This is a genomic window from Vibrio sp. R12-SG2-ISO1 (assembly GCF_059834045.1).
In genome coordinates, this window is sequence record NZ_JCBDGO010000022.1 from 22,686 (window position 1) to 43,333 (window position 20,648).

General features: G+C 47.9%; 17 protein-coding genes and 1 tRNA gene. 6 read left to right on the top strand and 12 right to left on the bottom strand.

Features of this window, described 5'->3' with window-relative positions; translation table 11 throughout:
• Window positions 1-126: 126 nt before the first annotated feature.
• The 8 genes from AC6R10_RS16610 to AC6R10_RS16645 form a co-directional block, all read right to left on the bottom strand.
• A complete protein-coding gene (locus AC6R10_RS16610) occupies window positions 127-2,484 on the bottom strand; it encodes a putative bifunctional diguanylate cyclase/phosphodiesterase (RefSeq protein WP_500672957.1) in 2,358 nt (785 codons plus the stop codon).
• A gap of 109 nt (window positions 2,485-2,593) precedes the next feature.
• Window positions 2,594-3,628, bottom strand: a complete 1,035-nt coding sequence (locus tag AC6R10_RS16615) for a polyamine ABC transporter substrate-binding protein (RefSeq protein WP_500672958.1) — start codon at window positions 3,626-3,628, stop codon at window positions 2,594-2,596.
• A 171-nt stretch (window positions 3,629-3,799) separates the two neighbouring features.
• On the bottom strand, window positions 3,800-4,807 hold the full coding sequence (gene proX, locus AC6R10_RS16620) for a glycine betaine/L-proline ABC transporter substrate-binding protein ProX (RefSeq protein WP_500672959.1): 1,008 nt from the start codon (window positions 4,805-4,807) through the stop codon (window positions 3,800-3,802).
• A complete protein-coding gene (proW, locus tag AC6R10_RS16625) occupies window positions 4,807-5,910 on the bottom strand; it encodes a glycine betaine/L-proline ABC transporter permease ProW (RefSeq protein ID WP_487902277.1) in 1,104 nt (367 codons plus the stop codon). The genes proX and proW overlap by 1 nt, the downstream gene beginning before the upstream one ends.
• A 4-nt stretch (window positions 5,911-5,914) precedes the next feature.
• Window positions 5,915-7,102 (bottom strand): glycine betaine/L-proline ABC transporter ATP-binding protein ProV, encoded by a 1,188-nt coding sequence (gene proV, locus AC6R10_RS16630; RefSeq protein ID WP_500672960.1) that lies wholly within the window; start codon window positions 7,100-7,102, stop codon window positions 5,915-5,917.
• A gap of 235 nt (window positions 7,103-7,337) precedes the next feature.
• A complete protein-coding gene (locus AC6R10_RS16635) occupies window positions 7,338-7,673 on the bottom strand; it encodes a c-type cytochrome (RefSeq protein WP_500672961.1) in 336 nt (111 codons plus the stop codon).
• Between the two features lie 71 nt (window positions 7,674-7,744).
• A complete protein-coding gene (ltaE, locus tag AC6R10_RS16640) occupies window positions 7,745-8,749 on the bottom strand; it encodes a low-specificity L-threonine aldolase (RefSeq protein WP_500672962.1) in 1,005 nt (334 codons plus the stop codon).
• Between the two features lie 32 nt (window positions 8,750-8,781).
• Complete coding sequence (locus AC6R10_RS16645; RefSeq protein ID WP_487902273.1) at window positions 8,782-9,306, bottom strand: NUDIX hydrolase; 525 nt, start codon at window positions 9,304-9,306, stop codon at window positions 8,782-8,784.
• Window positions 9,307-9,578: 272 nt separating this feature from the next.
• Between AC6R10_RS16645 and AC6R10_RS16650 the strand changes: the two genes are divergently transcribed.
• The 4 genes from AC6R10_RS16650 to AC6R10_RS16665 all read left to right on the top strand — a co-directional run bounded on the left by AC6R10_RS16650 (window position 9,579) and on the right by AC6R10_RS16665 (window position 16,297).
• Window positions 9,579-11,240: an ATPase RavA domain-containing protein gene (locus AC6R10_RS16650; protein WP_500672963.1), complete on the top strand. Its 1,662-nt coding sequence runs from the start codon at window positions 9,579-9,581 to the stop codon at window positions 11,238-11,240.
• 11 nt (window positions 11,241-11,251) lie between these two features.
• A complete protein-coding gene (gene viaA / locus AC6R10_RS16655; RefSeq protein ID WP_500672964.1) occupies window positions 11,252-12,697 on the top strand; it encodes an ATPase RavA stimulator ViaA in 1,446 nt (481 codons plus the stop codon).
• Between the two features lie 303 nt (window positions 12,698-13,000).
• Window positions 13,001-15,055, top strand: a complete 2,055-nt coding sequence (locus AC6R10_RS16660; RefSeq protein ID WP_500672965.1) for an EAL domain-containing protein — start codon at window positions 13,001-13,003, stop codon at window positions 15,053-15,055.
• A gap of 129 nt (window positions 15,056-15,184) precedes the next feature.
• Complete coding sequence (locus AC6R10_RS16665) at window positions 15,185-16,297, top strand: GGDEF domain-containing protein (protein WP_500672966.1); 1,113 nt, start codon at window positions 15,185-15,187, stop codon at window positions 16,295-16,297.
• A gap of 29 nt (window positions 16,298-16,326) precedes the next feature.
• Here AC6R10_RS16665 and AC6R10_RS16670 read toward each other — a convergent pair whose 3' ends face one another.
• Together AC6R10_RS16670 and AC6R10_RS16675 are read right to left on the bottom strand one after the other, a co-directional pair.
• Window positions 16,327-17,277: a sensor domain-containing diguanylate cyclase gene (locus AC6R10_RS16670; RefSeq protein WP_500672968.1), complete on the bottom strand. Its 951-nt coding sequence runs from the start codon at window positions 17,275-17,277 to the stop codon at window positions 16,327-16,329.
• An 11-nt stretch (window positions 17,278-17,288) separates the two neighbouring features.
• The gene (locus AC6R10_RS16675; RefSeq protein WP_487902269.1) at window positions 17,289-18,269 is read right to left on the bottom strand and encodes a response regulator; all 981 of its coding nucleotides are present in this window, start codon (window positions 18,267-18,269) and stop codon (window positions 17,289-17,291) included.
• A gap of 336 nt (window positions 18,270-18,605) precedes the next feature.
• Here AC6R10_RS16675 and AC6R10_RS16680 point away from each other — a divergent pair, with 336 nt between their 5' ends.
• Together AC6R10_RS16680 and AC6R10_RS16685 are read left to right on the top strand one after the other, a co-directional pair.
• Window positions 18,606-18,953 carry a HopJ type III effector protein gene (locus AC6R10_RS16680; RefSeq protein ID WP_500672967.1) on the top strand — a complete coding sequence of 116 codons (348 nt, stop codon included), beginning with the start codon at window positions 18,606-18,608 and terminating at the stop codon, window positions 18,951-18,953.
• A 185-nt stretch (window positions 18,954-19,138) separates the two neighbouring features.
• Window positions 19,139-19,212: transfer RNA gene (locus tag AC6R10_RS16685), tRNA-Cys, on the top strand.
• A 16-nt stretch (window positions 19,213-19,228) separates the two neighbouring features.
• On the opposite strand, the gene AC6R10_RS16690 is transcribed toward AC6R10_RS16685, so the two are convergent.
• Both AC6R10_RS16690 and AC6R10_RS16695 read right to left on the bottom strand, forming a co-directional pair.
• Window positions 19,229-20,218, bottom strand: a complete 990-nt coding sequence (locus AC6R10_RS16690; RefSeq protein ID WP_500629499.1) for an LLM class flavin-dependent oxidoreductase — start codon at window positions 20,216-20,218, stop codon at window positions 19,229-19,231.
• A gap of 111 nt (window positions 20,219-20,329) precedes the next feature.
• A complete protein-coding gene (locus tag AC6R10_RS16695; RefSeq protein ID WP_500672933.1) occupies window positions 20,330-20,638 on the bottom strand; it encodes an AzlD family protein in 309 nt (102 codons plus the stop codon).
• Window positions 20,639-20,648 lie beyond the last annotated feature (10 nt).

Here is a 20,648-nt window from a genome sequence, read left to right on the forward strand (position 1 = left end):
AAATCCGCGAAATAAAATGAAGAGTAAAAAGTGGGCGGAAAACAAAATGATGGCCAAGGACTATGATGACGCGCCCGGCCGCCAGAGACAAGAGTGAGCGGCAATGAATGTGTGTTGAGTGATTAATTAGCGAGTGGTTTGCTTTATGGTCATATCGATAAAGGCGTCTTCACTGATGGGTTTGGATAAATAGTACCCTTGCCCGTAGTGGCAGCCATGGGCGCGCAAGAACGCCATCTGCTCATCGGTTTCAACGCCTTCTGCCACCACATCGAGCTGATAAATTTTGCCAATGGCGAGGAAGGTATCGACCAAGGATTTGTGACCATGTTCGTCCATGTGGCTGACAAAGCTGCGGTCAATTTTGATCGCTTGCACTGGGTAAAGCAGCAACTGATTGAAGGCAGTGTAACCGGTGCCAAAATCATCTAGCACCAAGTAAACGCCGAGATCGCGCAACTGACGCAGTGTCTCGATGGCGGCGTCATCAGGATCGACCAAACGGGTTTCAGTGATCTCCAAATGCAACTGGCTGGCATCAATGGCGTAGCGTTCCAGGCATTGATGGATAAACAGTACGAAATAGTCGTTTTTTAGCTCTACTGCAGAGATGTTGACTGACACGTAACCGTTAAAACCTTGTAGCGTCAGATCTTTGTAGCGGTGCAGCGCATTTTCTATCACCCACATGTCAATTTGCTTAATGAGCCCAGAGGCTTCTGCGATGGGGATAAACTCATCGGGCCCTATGCCTTGTGATTGCAATGATGGGGAGCGCAACAGCGTTTCGTAGCCAATAATCGCCTCATTGCGAAGATCGTAGATAGGCATGTACACCAGTTCAAGCTGATGGGTTGCCAGCGCCTGCTTGAGTTCTGCTTCTATCAGATCCCGCTTGGTGATCTTCTGCGCGATGGTCTGATTGAAGACTTCATAGCGGTTTCGGCCGTTGGCTTTAGCCTGATACATCGCGGCATCTGCATGGCGTAATAAACTGTTGGCATCGCTGCCATGATCGGGCATCAGCGCGATACCGATACTGGCTTTGACTTCATGGCTGACTTCATCAACGATAATTCCGTGATCAAAGATGCGCAGAATCCGCTTAGCGACAGAAATGGCGCTGTCTAGGCTGTCGATATCCGCCAATACGACGGCAAACTCATCACCGGCCAGTCGAGCGGTATTGGCTTCATGCACGGGCAAGCTCGTGTCTGAGGCGCGAATCACTTGTTTGAGCTGGGTGCCGAACTCACGCAGCAAGGCATCGCCCGTCGCGTGACCAAATTGGTCATTGACGCTTTTAAAGTTGTCGAGATCAATAAACAGTAGCGCGGTTTTATCATTGATTTGGTGCGGCGCTTTGACGTGAGATTCCAGCCAATGTTCAAAGCAGCGTCGGTTGGCGAGGCCCGTTAAGGTATCGAATGACGCGAGATGCTGCACTTCTTCTAACAGGTGCAGATACGCGTTGTTTAGCTCTGCAACTTCGTCTTCACTGTCGAGTTTTTCCAGTTTGGTGGAGGCGAGGTCGTGGGTCGCGATCACTTTGGCTGCAAGTTCATTGATAGGGCGAACTACTTGAATAAAGATAAGCCAACGCAAAAACAGAAAACAAACAAACGAGATCGACAGCACCACGCTGACGATTAAGGTCGTCTGCGCCGAGAATGAGTTGAGAATCGTCTCTTCGGGTATGGTGGCGGCGTAACGAAAATAGTGCGAGGTGAGCTCGGCGCTGATATCGCCGTCATGCCTTATGATATCGACAATCGACGTCGATGGCGCCTTGCGTTTCGGTGTTGCCTCTAGGGTGAACGGAATGGTTTCGTCGAGCACTTGACTGAACAGTTGCTGGAAGTGGGCAAAAGAGTCCAGTTTCGCCACAGTAAAGGCCATCAAATAGTCTCGATTCAAGTTGGTGATCTTGTCGTAGGGTAGCAATCGGTTAGAGAACGATTGACCAAAGGCAAACAAGTAATCGCCAGCTTCATTTTGAAAGACGATCGCGACTTCCGAGAATTGATCGGCCGCTTTGAGTTCAGTGATAGTGCGCTCAACAAAATTGCTCGGCAGCGTTGGTAGGCTTGGCTCACGAAATGGATCGGCATTGTGGACATATTCAACCATGATATCGCCGTTATAATCGAGCACATGTAGGCTCTCTATCGCGCTATCTGTTAGCTTTCTCTCTAACAAATGGAACAGTGCCGCATTGAGCGAGAAGGCTTGATAGTGAGGATCATGCTCATTGGCGAAACGGATAAACTCCGAGCTGTTGATGACCTCTGATAGGAGAGATTCGTAGCTGCGAATTTCAAGGCTGACTTCTTTATCGAGCGACTCCAAGTCTCGTTTGATGATCACTTGGTACAGATCATAGGTGCGATTTTTCACCAAATCGTAGACGAAGTACCCTCCCAGAGAAAACACTAGGATGATAAACGGCAGTAAGGTGAAATCGACCCGTTTGACTAATCGCATCGCTGCCCTCGAAGACTTGGTGTGCTATGTCGTTGCATTGCTCGCTTTGGATTCCTTGGTTTGTGGTGAACTATTGTCAGTGAATCGCGGCTCATTAATGGAGTGATTATTAATTGAGTGATTGCATCATTTTTAAGCGAATACGTTGTCCGTCCGCATCGACCGATTCATACAGGTAGCTGCGATCAATGACTGATTGATCCGGAAACAGGGTTTTGTCCTGTTGATACTCTTCGTCGGTGAGTTGCAAGGCATGGCGGTTGGGGGTAGCAATCCAGATGCTTTGCGCGTTGCGCGCGGCGACATCTGGCTGATTGAGGTAGCGAACAAAATCGAGCGCGTAATCTTGCAGTTGGGTGGTGGTGGGAAAGGCCAAACATTCCACCCAGATCACCGTCCCTTCTTTTGGCACTACGTATTGCCAGTCTTCTTGCTCGGTGGATTCCGCCATAGAATATTCATCGCCAGCATAGCCAAGGCCCAAGGTCATTTTGGAGTCGGTCAATGTCCTTAGCGCATAGGAATCACTGTAGGCGTATTCAATCACGTGAGGCTTTTGGGCTAGTAGTAGCGCATAGGCCTCTTTGAGTTGCCCGATGTCAGACGTCCACGGAGAGTACTCAAGCGCTAACAATGCACTGGCGGTTCCGTCGATCACATCGGTGTACATCACCATGCTTCCTTGATGCTCGGGCGGCGGTGAGAACAATTGCTTCCAAGAGTTGATGGGGGTGTCAGACACGGAGGCGCGATAGACAAGGCCCATCGTACCCCAAGCATAAGGGACACCGAAGTCTCCGCATGCTTTGGCCGTTTGTGGGAAAAAGGCGTCACCCAACTCCTCATTCAAAGCGGCGACATTGTGGAACAATCCCTTGTCCGCCATGATGTGCAAACTCCAACTGTCCATGATGATCACATCAAAACCAGCGGATCGGCCACTATTGATCACTTCATCACGGATCGCTTCGGTTTCAAAATAGTCTTGTTGAATTCGGTGGCCGGATTTTTGCTCAAACTCCTCCAGTACCTCCTCATCGATGTAGCCTCCCCAATTGTAGAAATGCACGGTTTCCGCTAGAGAGAGTGGCGAGAGCAGGGCAGTAAGGAGTGTGGAGTAAGAGATCAGTACGTGTTTTTTCATCGGCAGCGTCACTCAATCGGAGGGTCTAGATGAGTCATCAACTAAATTATAAGACATGACTCGCATTAGTGACGGTAGGCAGAGCCCTAAAGTAAAAATTTGTGCATGACGCTCGTCAAAATTTAGACACTAAAATCAAAAAGCCCCTTGCGAAGCAAGGGGCGGAAGCGGTTATTTGGCGGCGTTTTTAGCTTGCTCAACCCAAGAGTCAAACAGCGAGCGGTTGGCTTTTATCCAACCTTCAACGTGGGCCTCTATGTCCGCTGAGCTGTTTTTACCTTTGCTCATCATCATATTTTGTGCACTGATATGATTGATATCGAGTTTCATGATTTCAAACAGCTTGGCCGCAGCAGGATTTTGATTGGCGAACGTCTTGTTGGCGACGATTTTCATCGAGTTCATCTCGAACCCGTAGTTTTTGCCATTCGGCAGTGAGGTGTCGACGTCTTTGCGCTCGCCGGGTAAGGCAGAGAAAGGGACTTCAAGCCAAACGACATCTTTGCCTGGGACCAGAACGCCACTCACCCAATACGGTGTCCAAGTGTAATATAGGATTGGCTCACCTTTGTTATAGCGTGAGATGGTATCGGCAATAATGGCAGCGTAGTTACCTTGGTTGTGCGTCACCGTATCACGGAGTTTATAGGCGTCGAGTTGCGCTTCGACCACCATTTCACAGCCCCAACCTGGGTTACAGCCAGTAAGATCAGCCTTGCCGTCACCATTAGCATCAAACAGCTTAGCAATATTCGGATCTTGCAGCTGGCCGATGTTGGAGATATTGAACTGTTCCGCGGTCTTTTTATCAATCAAATAACCTTGAGCCGCACCACTGACGTATTCGCCTTGGCGGTAGAATACGTCATCGCCGCCCGCCATGGTGTATTTATCGGCATGAAGAGGGAACCAACCGACGGCAAGAAATGTGGCATCGCCTTTCGCTACTGAGGTGTAAGCGACGTTGTAATCCACCTCTTTTGGCTCAGCCACGTCGTAGCCAAGTTCTTCGAGTGCACGACTGACGACCAGTGTTTGGAAGGTCTCTTCGGCGACGGTGGATTGCACCGGTTGTACCGCGATCCCTTCGCCCGGTAGCGATGCAGCAAAAGCAGCACCTGATAATACCAAGGCCGAGGCCGATGTCAGTTTGAATGTCTGTTTCCATAGATTATTCATTATTGTTTCTCCCTAAGTGAAGTTCCTTGTTTGTTGACTGCGTGGGCTGAGTGACTGCCTCGAGCAAGCTTGATCACTGCGCCAACAGGACCAGTGTGATACCAACGGCGCTTGGTATTGCCTGCGTTTTCGCCCAGTGCTTGGGTAATGCGATCAAGCAGTATGGCAAGAATGACGATGCCCAATCCGCCTACGGCGGCTAAGCCCATATCTAAGCGACCAATGCCGCGCAGCACCATCTGACCTAGACCGCCGACTGCGATCATCGATGCAATCACCACCATAGAGAGTGACAGCATTAAGGTTTGGTTTACGCCGGCCATAATCGTAGGCAGCGCTAGCGGCAGTTGGATGCGATACAGCATTTGCTTCTTGTTGGCACCAAAGGCATGCCCCGCTTCAATCAAGTCTTTGGGCACTTGAACGATACCGAGTATGGTCAGCCTGACCACAGGTGGCAGCGCGAATATGATCGTCACCACAACGCCGGGCACATTACCGATACCAAAGAGCATGACAATCGGCACCAAGTAGACAAAGGCTGGGGTGGTTTGCATCGCGTCGAGCAGTGGCCTGACGACTTTCGCGGCAGTTGGGTTACGCGCCAATGCGATGCCTAAAGGTAACCCTATGAGCAAACAGAAAAAGACTGAAGTGAGCACCAAGGCCAAGGTGGTCATCGCTTGGCTCCACGCACCAATCAGACCGATAGTGAGCAGCGAGACCAAGGTCGCTACGCCCAGACGCCAATTTGAAAACTGCCATGCCAAAAGAAACAAGGCGAGTATCATGAATGGGGCGGGAGTGGAGACAAGCGCCAGTTCGAATGAACTCAGGATCAGGTCGATGGGAACGCGGATCGCCTGGAAAAGCGGGCGACCGTGTTCGACCAGCCAGTTTAGGCCAGTCTCAACCCAGGCATCGACGGGCAAGAGCGCCTCGTTGAAGGGGTGCATTAAATCGAGCGCTTGAGTTTGCGTCACTTCGGATGTAAGCCAGTCTGCGCCCTCGTCGGATGTCGCCGTTGCCCAAGGATCCGATGGTGTTGTGTTATCTGCCGTGGTTTGCGACCACGGGTCCGTTTGAGAAGTTTCTTCTGACACCGCGTTACTCCTTATCTAGCGTCTGTAATAGGCGAGATTTGGTGATGACTCCATAGTAGTGGCCGTCTTCTCCAATGACCGGCACGGCATACGGCGCATTAGCAACGATACCAAGAATGTCATTGATGGATTGCTCGGGTGACAATGTCACCTCGTCATCTATCTGAGCACTGGTTAAAGATCGCTTCTCTTTGTGCGCTTGGCGCAGCGAGTCGAGAGAGACGATGCCGGAGTAGCGGCTAGCACGATCGACCACAATGCCAAATTCGCGGTCGTGATTCATCAGCATTTGCAGCGCTGAGCCGGGACCATCGTGTTCAGATTTTTTAAACACGGCGGTCGGCTGTTTTCGGGCTATGTCTTTCGCAGTGAGAACGCTGGCCACATTGACGCCTTTGAAGAAGGCTTCAACGTAATCATTGGCAGGGTTGTTGAGAATGTCATCGGGTGTGCCGACTTGGACCACTTGTCCGTCTTGCATGATGGCAATGCGATCACCAATTCGCATCGCTTCATCAAGATCGTGCGATATAAATACGATGGTGCGTTTATCATCGTTTTGAAGACGAATCAGTTCGTCTTGCATTTCGCTACGGATCAGCGGGTCAAGGGCGGAGAAGGCTTCGTCCATCAACAGAATATCAGGGTCACAAGCTAGCGCCCGAGCCAGTCCGACACGCTGCTGCATACCGCCAGAGAGCTCATCGGGGAAGGAATCCGCATAGCTTTCTAAGCCGACGCGCTCTAGTGCCGATAGAGCACAGCGATTTCGCTCTTCCAAACTAATACCGGCGAGTTCTAGGCCAAAAGCGGCGTTCTCAACCACAGTCATGTGAGGCATTAGGGCGAAGTTTTGAAACACCATGGAGATGTTGTGGCGACGGACTTCTCGCAGTGCCTGCTCTGAAATCGAAGCAATGTCATTGCCTTTAAACAGAACACTGCCGCGTGTTGGCTCAATCAGTCGATTGAGCAGTCGCACTAAGGTGGACTTGCCAGAGCCCGATAGACCCATGATGACGAAGATCTCGCCTTCATTGATCGTGAGTGAGACATCATTGACCCCGACAGTGAGGCCAGTTTTGTCGAAGATAGTGTCTTTATCCAACCCTTTTTCCAACAGGTCGAATGCGTGATTGGGTTCATCACCAAACACTTTGTACAGTCCCTTTACTTCCAGTATGGGATCCATCAAAGATTTCCTTTTTTGCTCAAAAACGTTAGTACACTAAACAATATTTAATGGAATTTCAAATCGGAGGTGATAAAAATCACATAACCAAATCGGTCTGTTAATGAGTTTTTTGTCACTATATGGCGGTTTTTTTTGCTTTTTTGTGATGATTGATAGGTTGTGAATAGGACCGTACGCCAGTGTTGAATAGCGATGTACAACCCTTGAGAAGCGGTTTTTATTTGAGGTGTAATTAATCTTCTTGGGCGGCGTAAAACGCAGCAATATCGCGTAAGTCTTGTTCGTTGAGTTTGGAAAGTTGCGCTTTCATCATCTGCGCGAGTGGGCCAGTTCGTTCATCAAGTTGGTATGCACGCATCGCGTTGAACAGGTAAGTGGCATCTTGCCCGTTGAGATGAGGGTAATTGGGATTGGCGCTTTGACCGGTGCTGCCGTGACAAAAAACGCAACTGGGTGATTTGACTTGTCCAAGCTGCGCGTCGCCGAAAGGTTTCGCATGTGCCCCGCTAGCGAGTGTTAACGCTGTGCTCGTGGCTAGCAGGCATACGTGGCGTATCGATCGATTCATTTGTACTCTCAGTGTCGGTGTGTGTGGTCCGAGAATAAAGCTTCCCCTAGGGGGAAGCTCAATGGGTGAGATCAAAGCGCGCGATGAATGTGCGCGCAGAGTGTGGAAATGTCGTCTTGGGTCACATCTTTGTGAGTAACAAAGCGGATGGGATTGGATGGTGTGATGAGAATATTCTCTTTGGCCAACGCTTCTGCGATAGCCTCTATATCAAGGTGTTTCTCTAGTTTGGCAAAGACGATATTGGTCTGCACGAACTCTGGATTGACGGAAAAACCGGGCAATGCATTTAGGGCATGCGCGAGCTGTTTGGCGTTAGCGTGATCAATCGAAAGTTGAGCTACCTGCTCAGTCAGCGCTAATTTACCTGCAGCAGCCAATATGCCAGCTTGACGCATGCCGCCACCGAGCATTTTTCGGATGCGCCTTGCTTTGGCAATGTAGGCGTGACTGCCGAGCAGCAAAGAGCCCACCGGTGCTGCGAGACCTTTAGAAAGACATACGGTCATGGAATCGAAGTGACGCGCGATCTCAGTGACATCAACATCCAACGCGACGGCGGCGTTGTATACGCGAGCACCGTCTAAATGGAGGCTTAAGCCGTGTCGGTCGACAAATTCTCGCGCTTGGGTCAGGTAATCGAGTGGCAAAACTTTACCATTAATGGTGTTTTCCAAGCTCAGTAAACGGGTTTTAGCGAAGTGACAATCATCGGGCTTGATGGCGGCTCGAAGTTTGTCGAAATCGAGCGTGCCATCCGGGTTGTTTTCAATCGGCTGAGGCTGAATTGAGCCAAGCACTGCAGCGCCACCTGCCTCATAGCGATAGTTGTGCGCTTGTTGCCCACATAAGTACTCGTCGCCACGTTCACAGTGTGCCATCAACGCCAGTAAGTTGGCTTGCGTGCCAGATGTGGTAAAAAGTGCAGCCTCAAACCCATGACGCTTGGCCGCGAAAGACTCAAGTTCGTTGACGGTCGGGTCATCGCCGTACACATCATCGCCAACGACAGCATGGGCCATCGCTTCGCGCATGGCTTGAGTGGGTTGAGTCACGGTGTCAGAGCGAAAATCCATAGCCTATCCTTATTAATGAGGGAAAACGAAATTCAAGAGAGATAACCGCACAGTTTCGCTTTGCTGATGCATGCGATGGTTTTGGCGTCGGTGATCTCACCAGAAATGATGCGTTGTTCTATGTCGCGCAGCGATAAAGTCAGTACCTCAATCACTTCATCATCATCGCACGTTAAGCGTTTAGAAGCTGTGAGACCTTTGGCCACAAAAAGGTATTGAATCTCATCACAAAAACCTGCGAGCGGTGTGACTTGCCCTAAAGAAATCCACTCTGAGGCGCGATAGCCCGTTTCTTCTTCCAATTCACGTGAAGCGCAGTCGACAATGGCTTCGTTCGCTTCTAGCGTGCCTGCTGGGAGTTCAAGTAGCCACTTTTTAAGAGACGGCCGATATTGGTTCAGCATGACGATATCACCATTGTCATCGATAGGCAGCATGACCGCCGCGCCCGGGTGAGAAATCGTGGTATGGGTAATCTGTTGACCATTGGGTAAGGTCACGGGTTCTTCAATAAGAGCAATCCGTTTCCAGGTGTGAATCGTGGTTTGTTTGTCCATTGGGTATGTGGTGTCCCTAGCATGTTGACCCTACCTTACCCATTTCGGCACCCGATGAAAAGTAATGAAGAGCGATGCGTTGGAATGGATTAATAACTCGGTGTGATGAATCGCGCAAATATGCAAACATTGATTACAGAAAATTAAGTAAAAAGCGAATCTGATATAACAAAGGGCTGATTATAATAAACTATACTTGTAACAAAGTAATAACAAATGTATAAAGCACGTTATACATTACGCTCGCTTAGCGCCCCGAGGATCGCCCAATAATGTTCAGTCAAAATAGAGTCCCCCACTCGCAAAAAGCGTTACTGTCGGAACGAATCAATAAGTTGGCTCACGCCCTATCTGACGGTGTCTACGAACGTGAAGATACCATCAAAATGTGTTTACTTGCGGCCCTGGCCGGTGAAAGCGTTTTTCTACTGGGCCCTCCAGGCATAGCAAAAAGTTTGATTGCTAAGCGCTTGATTCAAGCGTTTGATAACTCGTCCTATTTTGAATATTTGATGACACGTTTTTCTACACCAGAAGAGGTGTTTGGCCCGCTAAGCATACAAGAGCTGAAAGACAATGGCCGCTACGTACGTTTGACCAATGGATATTTACCTACCGCGCAAGTCGTCTTTCTCGATGAGATATGGAAAGCCGGCCCCGCCATTCTCAACACACTCTTGACCGTAGTGAACGAGAAAACGTTTAAAAATGGCAGTGATATTGAGAAAGTGCCCATGCGTCTTTTAGTGTCGGCATCAAATGAATTGCCTGATGAAGACAGTGGTCTCGAGGCACTCTATGACCGCATGCTGGTGCGTTTGTTTGTTAATCGAATTCAAAATAAGCAAAACTTCAAATCCATGCTCACCGTTGGCACGACGCAAGAAGCCAAAATTCCAGAAGGCCTGGCGATTACCGATGAAGAATACCACCTCTGGCAGCAAGAGCTTGATACGCTTGAGCTGAGCGATGATGTGTTTGAAAAGCTGTTTGAACTCAAAAGCTTACTTGAGAAAGAGACTGGCGAAGTGCCCGGTTCGAGTGTGGATAAGGACATGTATGTGTCTGATCGACGCTGGAAAAAAGCCGTTAAGCTGTTGAAAGCCAGTGCCTACTTTAACGGCCGCGATGCGATCAACGCATTGGATCTGTTGCTGCTACAAGATTGCTTATGGAACAGCCCTGAATCTCGTGATGTGGTGCGCCGCGTCATTCGTCAGTTTGCGCTCAATTACGCGTTTGATCAGCAAGAGGTAGAGCAACAAATTACCCTCTGCCGTGAAACGCTACAAGACGTTCAAGAAGAACTCGAAGAGACGTTTGCTATTCAACTCTCTCTTGAATCTTCAACGGGATTACTGAAGAAGCAGGTTCAGTCGTACGATTTCTCCGATGCACGTTTATACAAAGTGGGTGTGACTCCGGGGCTTATCAAGTTGGTCCTGCTTCAGGCCAATATGTCGGTGTCTGAATCCGAAAAAGGTGACAGTCGCTGTGTGTTCGTCAGTAAACCCGATCTCGAAAAACTGGTTCGTGATGGCCACGGCGAAGTGAGTGGTTATGTCAATCAATCTACGGCGATTTGTCGTCTTCGTTTTGATGTGGATGCAGCCAATAACTTAGTCATTAAAGACATTGCGAATCGCGCAGTATTGTTGACACCAGTCAAGAGTGAAGGGCTAGACCAAGACCGCTTCCAAACTTGGTTAACGCGTTCAGAGCAGGCGTTGAAATCGTTAGAAGAAGCAGAGCATCGCTTGCGTAAAGCGCGCTCCAGTTTCCACGCTGCACTGCCACACAACTTTATCGACGAGGCGATCCCTCGTGAGATGGAAGCTGGGCTACAAGGCTTAACCCAAGCATTGGAAGCGGCCAAATCAGAGAGCGAAAAAGCGCTTTATCGATTGCAAACTTTGCCACCGGTTTTTGAGTAAGGGGAAACGTTGTGCTGGGTGCAGATGGACTTAATTTAGCATTAATGATCGCCGATTCGGGCATCGTTGAAAGCGCGATGAACGATATTGTTGCGCGCTCACAAGTGATGATCATGGCTGAGAACCGAGGAATGAAATCCTCGGTGAAAAATCATCTGCTGAAATGGCGCGGCAGTGTCAAAAAACGCATCACTAAGGTGTGTGAAACGGAACGTTTTCAACAAGAGCTCGCGCTTTATCAAGAAGTCATTTATTGGGATGAAGCCAAGTTTCACGCTCAATTGCCTGAGGTCATTAGAAAGTTGGAATGGCACTCAGCGTTTTACATGCAGGCGAGGCGTCTTGTAGAGAAGAATAAAGGGGTTAAGAACCCAATGTTCGCCCACTATTTCTGCGATCAATGGTACAAAAGCTTGGTAGATGCGATAAAAACTGCCCAGTTGAGTGAGCTAGAAGCGAGCAAAGAAAAAGCCCTCAAAGATCTCTATCAACGCATGGAAACCATGAAAAACATGGATAACGTCGCGAAAGAGGGAGACGAAGCGAGTGTCGGGCGTCTGTGGGATATGGCTGCGGCGAAGCTGAGCAAAACCGATCTTGGCACCATGAAAAAACACGCGGAGTTTTTGAAAAAGAACAGCGGGCTACAAAAAATTGCTGAGCAACTCGGTCGTATGGCGGGGCAAGTCAATGATCCTGATTTAAACCAAGCGCCAGTGGAAGCGATTGAAGTCGTGGAAGAGAAAACCGACGAAGCGACGGATGACATTGTCGGTATCCACGAAAGTGATGATCTCAACAAGCTACTGCCCAACGAGACGATGTTTTTGGCATACCCGGAGCTTGAGGTGGTTTTTTACAAGCACCTAGCGGATAAACGTTTGATGAATTATCGCGTGCAAGGGAAAAATCGCACGTTGCGAAAAGTGACGGCTCAACAGCCTGACAGTAAAAGTATTGAGATTGAAAAAGGACCGTTTATCGTCTGTGTGGATGCCTCTGGCTCTATGAAAGGTGCGCCAGAGCAATGTGCCAAAGCGATGGCCTACGCCTTAATGCAAATCGCGCTAGCGGATGATCGCGATTGCTTTGTTATTCTGTTTTCTACGGAGCAGATTACCTACGAGCTGACACGTCAAGACGGTTTGCGCGAAGCGAGTGATTTCTTGTCTTACAGCTTTCACGGCGGCACGGATCTTGAGCCCGTGATTCTTAAATCGATTGATTTGATGAGCAGTGAAAAGTACAAAAACGCCGATATGGTGGTGATTTCGGACTTTATTGCCCCGAAACAGTCACAAGAAGTACTGGATAAGGTCGCGGGCTTAAAAGAGAACCAAAACCGCTTCCACGCCTTGAGCGTGTCAAAGTATGGAAACCCAGAGCTGATGAGCATGTTTGATCATTGTTGGTCTTACCATCCAAATCTAGTCGGTAGACTGATGAAGAAATGGTGATGCCATAGTCTGCCCCAAATCATTATCCAAGTTGACTGAACAATGCCTCGCTTTCGCGGGGCATTGTCGTTTTATGACTTGCTAATTCATATGTGTATGGCAAATTCCGCGCGGCGATCCATTTGTGATATAAATCAATTTATGTGCAATTTAGCGGGCTACTTCTCGCCAAGGCAATGATAAGTTTGTATATTTATCAGATAATTATTCGCTGAATGTCACATTTCTTTGCCTTTTTATGCTGCCAAGGGGAAATGAGACCACTCAGTACGTTTGACGTATTTTCCTTGCGTGGTTTTTCACATGGACAGTAAAGAAAAAAAAGTAGTTAGACATTACCTGTTATTCTTTTTAGCCAGTTTATCGTTTGCGCTTGTGGCTTTTGCCATCATTCGCTCACCGCTAAATCAAGCCTCTTTCCAGGTACTAGGTCACGCAAATATTGCGCCGCTTATCGCAGGAAACAATGACGCGGGTGCTAAGTTACTCAATGTCTCTGAACGAGGTGTGTCGATACGTTGTAGTGATGCACCTCAAGCAGAGCTTGACATGTGCGGCATCGTATTCCCATTACCTCATGACGTACAAAATGGCCATTTTTTGTCCCTCAGTACCAAAGCAACGCTGAATGTGGAGGTTGAGTCGCTTTGGTCGGGTACCACAGAGCAGCCGGGGGTCACGATCTTTGCTAAATCCTTATTAACCAATGAGAAATCCGAGCATTACGCTGTCAAAGATACCAAATATCAAGCTGTACGGTTTGAACCTAAAAGCACCCAGTCTATCCCTTTGAGTCGATTTCGGGTCGAAACGTGGTGGGAGGAGCTGTTTGATATCCCTTATGAGCAAGCCGATTTAGATTTTAGCCGACTCGTTGCACTTGAGTTCTACACTGGAGGTGTTCCTGTCAAAGCGGACGGAGAGTGGGGGATGACGATTAAAAGCCTCTCGTTTAGTTGGCAAATCCACAATGAATCAACGTTTGTTAAAGTGATGTTTTTTTATTGGCCGCTTCTTCTCGTGGGCTGTTTGGCACATTACCTTTTTTATACTAAGTCACTCCTGCTCCTTGCCAAGGATAATGTTTATAGAGACAAGAAAACAGGCTTTTACACGGTAGAGCACTTTGTCAAAAATTATTCAGCTCTAGCCCAATACAATGAACCCGTGAAACTGTATTTGGTCAAGATCAGTAACTATCACGCCTTAAACCACCATTTTGGTAATCCCGCGGTCATCAAAGTTATGGAACGAATGTGGCAAAAAATGGTGCGAGAATTACCTAATCATAAGCTGACGATTTATCGGGTGACAGAAGATGAATTGTTGATCGAGTGTGTGGGTGAGAATTTAACTTCTCAGCAGTCTCAGTATTTACTTGATTTGAATGATTTAGGTGTCAATCTTGATGGGATTGGTCATCTAATGCTGGAAATCGTCATTGGCTACGTATCCAGTGACTTTTTACCTGAAACGGGCGTCAAAGCATTAGAGCGAGCGCGATTTGCTGTCAATATTGCCAAGCGAAATGAGCAGCGATCCGCCGAATTCAACTTCGACACTATGATGGCTCATGAAGAAGAGTATCAAATTGCAGACAGTGTGCGTATGGCGCTACAGAGTGAGCAGTTCTACTTGCTGTTTATGCCGATATACGATGCCGAGAGAGAGCAAATTGTTGGCGCGGAAGCACTGTTGAGGTGCCATTCGGAGAGTTTACGTCAACTCTCACCTGAGGTGTATATTACGGTCGCAGAACAATATGGATTGATTCGTGACATTGATCTGTGGGTTGTTGAAGCGTGCTTTAAAACATATCAAACCTATCGTGATAAATTGCCGAATGATTTTCGGTTGTCTATCAACATTTCATCACGAGAACTTCTTGATAAACAATTTATCAACGATTTTAAACGCCTACTTCGCCAGTATCGTGTACTAGAGCATTTAGTTTGTTTAGAAATCACGGAAACCTTCTTTGTTCAGATGAAAGATTTCCATCTCAAAAGTATTGAGATTTTGCGTGAACTTGGCTGTCATGTTTCTCTGGATGATTTTGGTACCGGTTATACCTCTTACAACCATCTGGTCAATATCCCAGTTGATGAAATTAAAATTGATCGTAGTTTTGTCAATCAAATGGACACTGTCCAAGGTAAGGCCATTATCGAATCCATGATAAAGATAGCAGACTCGTTCAAATATGATGCTGTTGCGGAAGGTATTGAAACACAGAAACAATTTACTGAACTTCGAGCCATGGGATGTCGTTACTATCAAGGTTACTGGTTCTCGAAGCCGATCTCGATTGACGCGCTATGTTGTTTTGTAGATAAACCGGTTCACCTCACTTCTTAAATGGCCTATACCCATAACTCTTATATGGTTAATGGCTATGTAATTCATTGAATTAACGAATGAAAAAACTACTATGCATTGGGTTTTATAGTCTAAACTAAAGCATGAGTTGGCTATGGAAGCAAAGCAATGAGAATTACAGATAAATCCTTGGTTGAGCAACAACAGATCTCAGAATCTGAGCTCAAACAACGGCTTCAGTTATTTCGCCTAACGTCGAGTGAGCTAGTGGAGCTACGTTCACTGAAAGGCGTAATAGTTCGCCAGTTAGATTCAATCGTTGCAGGCTTTTATGAGCATCAGACGAACACCCCTGATGTAGAGACTTTAATTGGTGATGCTGGTACTTTGCAACGCCTCATGAGCGCTCTGCGTCAGTATGTGATTGATTTATTCTCCAAAGAAGTTGATCTTGACTACGTTGAACATAGATTGAGAATCGGGTTGGTACACAAACGAATTGGCGTTGATCCAAAACTCTATTTGTCTGCCGTCAGTTACCTCAAAGAAGTGCTTTCATCGACGATCCGCTCGAATATTTCTGATACCACCATAGCCAATTATCAATGCGAAATTTTAAGCCGTTTGATAGATTTTGATGTCTCTTATGTCTTTGATACTTATATAAAAAGCATGATGAATGAAATCGAGATGGAGCGGAATAAATCCTACCAATACGTCAATGAATTGGAGGAGATGGTCAGGGAAAGGACCAAGCATATTGAACTGATGGCAAGCCAAGATCCTCTCACCAATTTATACAATAAACGCGCATTTGAAGAAGTGGCAGAAAAGCTCTTCACAGAGTGTCGCGCACACGGTGACAGTATTACGGTGCTCTATATGGATATTGACAGTTTCAAGGCGTTTAACGATAACTTTGGTCATGAGGAGGGGGATAACGTTTTGATTGCGGTGGCGGATGCCATTCGAGGGATTTCTAGGGGCATTGACAAAAGCTTTCGCTTTGGCGGCGATGAGTTCGTTGTGTTGATGCCAAGCTGTAAAAAGCAAGATGCGCAGAAGACCTATGTGCCACGTCTGATTGAACGTCTGGCGGAAATCCGCGATGACGTCTCGATCAGTATTGGTGTCTCTGAATCAACGGCGAAGCACCCAGTGTCGATGCGAGACGCGGTCAGACTCGCCGATCAACAGATGTATCGTGATAAAAAAAAGCACAGTGAGGCAGCCAAATCGCAGGTCATCACCAGTATTGTCAGTAAGCAAAAGTCAACATAACAGCGGCGTTCACTGAATGGCGAGTCGCGCTATTTCAAAAACGACATATCAAACTCGGTTGATCTGTTTCGTCCGGATTCTTTGGAATAGTAGAGCGCTTTGTCTGCATGTTGTAACCAGGTTAGGTGGTTGGGTTGTTGTTCAGTCAACTCACACACCCCGAGGCTGATGGTGTAGCGAACAGAGTACCCTTCGCATTCGACAATCGACTGTTCGACACGTTTTCTAAGGCGCTCCGTAAAATAGAGCGCTTGCTCAGAGCACGTCCCCGGTAAGATAACCGTAAACTCTTCACCGCCGTAGCGGCCACAAATATCACTGCCACGAGAGGCTTTGATGAGCTCTTTTGCTGTGTGGCGGATCACCATGTCCCCGACAGTATGACCATAGTTATCATTAACTCGCTTGAAGTGATCAATATCGAAAATAACCAGTGACGCTGGTTTCCCGGTCACTTTAGCGTGATCAAACTCTTGCTGAAGACAACTTTCCCAGTAGGCGCGATTGTAGAGTTGAGTTAAGCCGTCTGTGCGACTGAGATCCGACAGTTTTTGATTGGAATCGATGAGGTGGGTTTTGTTTTTCGCTACGTCCGTGACATCATTGATGATAAGACTGACATGAGAGACTTCGCCGTTCACTGACGTTAAAGGGGAAAAGGTGATGTTTTGGCGCATCTCAGGTAAGCCGTTGGAGATTGGGCTGAAGTTTTTGAATTTAAACAGGTAAGGGCGGTCTTCCCAGCAAGAGAATCCGCGGCTGTTCAAACGAAACGAGGTGTCGACTTTATTACGCAGCCAAGTTTCAGGTAAGTCTTGCATAACGTCAAACAACACTTTGCCAATGATCGCTTCGGCGCGAATGCCACTGTACGATTGCATAAACGAATTCCACGCCAAGACTCGGTAGTGCTTATCCAAGACGATAAGCCCTGCATCCAGTTCGCCGATGATCTGCATCGCCCAGTGAAAATCCCCCATATCATGCTTGATCACATTACACACTCCAATACGGATTCGATGGACTTCATTGAGTCATTGTCCATAAGGAAAATCACGTCGCAGGCGACATCGAGATTTTCGGCGTGATAAACAAACTCAATGGTAAATATCTCTTGCTCGTAGCCGTTTAAAAACTGAGAGCAGCTTAGCGCCCGTTGTAGCGGCTCTTTTTCCAGCACGATGGGCTGGCGCAAAGAGATAGCAATGTCGAGCTGCTTGCTAAATGACACCAAAAACGAGGAGACTAATAAGTTGGCAATATCCAGGATCGCTTCGTTGGTTTCGGCATGAAAGTTGTCAACCGTAACAGCCGAAAATTGATCAATGCCTTGCCCGTGTAAGCAAACGAGCGCCTCACCATTGATGCCATTGCCAACAAAGCGCTGTGACACGGCGCGATATTCTGCATTGTTGACGATGTCTTGAATCGTCATTTTGAGTTCCGATTGATGCAAGGAGGCAACGTTAGGCAAAGGCATTTCAATAAATCGCCCGGTTTGTTCTGCGATGAGTGAGGCACTGGCACCGAGAGCGATATTGCTGATCTCTTTGATGTTATTGAGTAGCTCGTGAGCGGAGAGCTGCCGTGTGGGCTGTGTGTGCACCGAAGGGCACACTGGGATCCCATAGCGTTCAAATACCGCGTGAAGATCCATCGCGCTGAACGGCTTCTCAATGAAGTCGTGGGCGCCGAGTTCCCGGCAGCGCTGTTTTGCCTGATTTTGAATATCCCCTGATACCACGATAACCTGGGTCGGGTGCGCATGGACAGGTAGCGAGGCAAGCACTTCGAAACCATCCATGACAGGCATGGTCAAATCGAGGAACAGGACGTCGATAGGCTCAGATGCAAGGCGCTCTAAAGCGCTCTTTCCATTTTCTGCTTGGTAAAGAGTGATTGCCTGTGTATCAATGTTCGATAAAATCGCTTTGCGCGCGATTTTAGAGTCATCACAAACCAGAATCTTCATAAGATGATGGTTGACCCAGTCGTCGTTGCCATAAAATCAAACCCTCTCGGCTTGCATTGGTATCAATAATGAGACATTGCTTCAAAATTGCTGCGGGTTAGTAAACCCTTTTGCTATTGATTTTTCGAGTTATTTTTTTCTATCAGTAAAAGAAATTAGACTTTACGCACATATTACACTTGCATAAGTGTTTGGTTGGTTATGGTTTTTGTGTGTTTGATGTGCCACATGAATCGTGTCTACATTGAAATACTGATTGATTGGTCCATCTTCTCCTTTTGCCATCGAGGACGATCCCGTAGACTTGGCCCTTTATGACATAAGGAGCTTAACCAAATGGAACTCACCACCTTCATCCACACCCTTGAACACTCTCCGGAGACGATAGAGTTTGATCAGACCATGGCAATCATTGAGCGTTACTACATGTTTACGCCTACCGCGTTCACCAATGGTGACACCTTTAATGAGGTGAATCAGAACAATGGGTCTTGCAAGATTTTTGCGTTTGGCCAAAAGAATCAACTGTCAGAGTCACAAACCCTCGCTTGCTTTGGGCGTTATTATCGTGAAGATGTCCTCAACCATCCGGCAGGGGATGATCACGCGAACATCCGCAATTTTATGCAAACCGGTTGGCAAGGTGTGAATTTTGAAGGTCAAGCATTAGCAGATAAGGGGTAAGCGTCGTCAAAGACAGGCGAGAGGTGGACGACTATATATTGAACGACCATTTCGTACAATGTCTGCTCTAATTGGCGCATTTGTCAGCGAACACGCCTAAAATAGGGATTTTTGTTTGACTCCTCGTGCTGAATACGTAAAGTAAGCGCCGAACACAGCACTGAGCCTCAGTGCTGTTCTAAAAAGGCGCGTTGGCAGAGTGGCTATGCAGCGGATTGCAAATCCGTGGACCTCGGTTCGACTCCGGGACGCGCCTCCATTCTTTCTCTATCTTGTTATTCCATCAACTCAGACAATAGCTGATAAGAACGCAGTTTTTCGCTCTGATCATACACCATTGCGTTGACCATAATCTCATCGGCACCAGTCCGTTCAACCAGTGATTCAATGGCGTGTTTAACATGAGCTTTGTCACCATGAATCGACTCTCGCAACTGGGTTTCAACGTGCAATTTTTCTTGCGCCGACCAAAGCGGTGCCATGCTGTGTACCGGAGCGGGCAGCTTTTCACGACGGCCGCGTACCATTTTCAAAAACTTCTGTTTTTCTGTCGTCGCCAAATACTCTGCGTGCGATTGGCTCTCTGCAACAATGACGTTAGCACCAATCATCACGTAAGGTTTTGCTAAGTGCTGCGACGGAACAAACTCATCACGATAATAAGCTAACGCTCGAGACATCGCGTCTGGTGCGAAGTGTGCGGCGAACGCAAAGGGCAGTCCTTTCTGCGCGGCCAAACGAGCGCTGTACGTACTCGATCCCAGCAACCAAATCGGTATTGACGTGTTGTTACCAGGATAAGCCGCAACGGGTTGGTTTTGGGATACGGGACCGAGAAAAAACGTCAACTCTTCTAGCAGCTCAGCGAAGTCGGGATCCATGCGCTCTGGATCGCGCCTTAGCGCATGCATTGTCGGATAGTCGGTGCCAGGCGCTCGTCCCAGCCCAAGATCGATCCGCCCTGGGTAGAGCGCGTCCAATGTGCCAAATTGCTCTGCAATAACAAGGGGCGCATGGTTGGGCAACATAACACCACCGGAGCCCAAACGGATCGAGTGGGTGTGAGCGCCGATATGGCTGAGCAACACACTGGTGGCGGCACTGGCAATATCAGGCATATTATGGTGTTCCGCCATCCAAAAACGGTGATAGCCCCAAGATTCGACGGCTTGCGCCAATTCAACTGAACGCTGAAAAGTCTGAGAGAAGTCTGTGCCGTCAGAAACGGGCGCCAAATCAAGAACGGATAAGCGTGGGAAAGACATAGATGAGTATGGCCTGTTGATGAATGTTACCTAACACATGGTGTCGAGTACATGGGTTTAAAAGGGCAAAATTGCCCTTTCACTGTGGACAAATTTGTCCTTAATCTCCGCTTAGATAAGACGCGTGAGCGCTGCTGCGGTAATACCTGCTGCGATTGCTGGCAACGGTTTTTTGGTGGTAAAGCTCACGATAGCAGTAACCAAAAGTGCAACGCGAGCCCCCATGTCACCTTCCACCGCTAAGGGGGCCAACAGCGCGATTAACACCGACCCCGACATAGCGGTGATAAATTGCTGCACTCGGTAGCTAATTGGTACAAACGACATGACGAACACGCCACCCCAGCGTGTGAGCAGGGTGACCAGTGCCATGGCGATAATAATAATTAACGTGCCTTGCCAATCGGTTGAGATCATCATGCTTGTTTCT

Excerpts from the sequence above, each read along its gene's own strand:
- AC6R10_RS16650 (WP_500672963.1), top strand. The coding sequence starts at position 9,579 with ATGTTCAGTCAAAATAGAGTCCCCCACTCGCAAAAAGCGTTACTGTCG.
- AC6R10_RS16680 (WP_500672967.1), top strand. The coding sequence starts at position 18,606 with ATGGAACTCACCACCTTCATCCACACCCTTGAACACTCTCCGGAGACG.
- proX (WP_500672959.1), bottom strand. The coding sequence starts at position 4,807 with ATGAATAATCTATGGAAACAGACATTCAAACTGACATCGGCCTCGGCC.
- ltaE (WP_500672962.1), bottom strand. The coding sequence starts at position 8,749 with ATGGATTTTCGCTCTGACACCGTGACTCAACCCACTCAAGCCATGCGC.
- AC6R10_RS16665 (WP_500672966.1), top strand. The coding sequence starts at position 15,185 with ATGAGAATTACAGATAAATCCTTGGTTGAGCAACAACAGATCTCAGAA.
- AC6R10_RS16635 (WP_500672961.1), bottom strand. The coding sequence starts at position 7,673 with ATGAATCGATCGATACGCCACGTATGCCTGCTAGCCACGAGCACAGCG.
- AC6R10_RS16610 (WP_500672957.1), bottom strand. The coding sequence starts at position 2,484 with ATGCGATTAGTCAAACGGGTCGATTTCACCTTACTGCCGTTTATCATC.
- proV (WP_500672960.1), bottom strand. The coding sequence starts at position 7,102 with ATGGATCCCATACTGGAAGTAAAGGGACTGTACAAAGTGTTTGGTGAT.
- AC6R10_RS16660 (WP_500672965.1), top strand. The coding sequence starts at position 13,001 with ATGGACAGTAAAGAAAAAAAAGTAGTTAGACATTACCTGTTATTCTTT.
- AC6R10_RS16675 (WP_487902269.1), bottom strand. The coding sequence starts at position 18,269 with ATGAAGATTCTGGTTTGTGATGACTCTAAAATCGCGCGCAAAGCGATT.
- AC6R10_RS16670 (WP_500672968.1), bottom strand. The coding sequence starts at position 17,277 with ATGGGGGATTTTCACTGGGCGATGCAGATCATCGGCGAACTGGATGCA.
- AC6R10_RS16645 (WP_487902273.1), bottom strand. The coding sequence starts at position 9,306 with ATGGACAAACAAACCACGATTCACACCTGGAAACGGATTGCTCTTATT.
- AC6R10_RS16615 (WP_500672958.1), bottom strand. The coding sequence starts at position 3,628 with ATGAAAAAACACGTACTGATCTCTTACTCCACACTCCTTACTGCCCTG.
- AC6R10_RS16695 (WP_500672933.1), bottom strand. The coding sequence starts at position 20,638 with ATGATGATCTCAACCGATTGGCAAGGCACGTTAATTATTATTATCGCC.
- AC6R10_RS16690 (WP_500629499.1), bottom strand. The coding sequence starts at position 20,218 with ATGTCTTTCCCACGCTTATCCGTTCTTGATTTGGCGCCCGTTTCTGAC.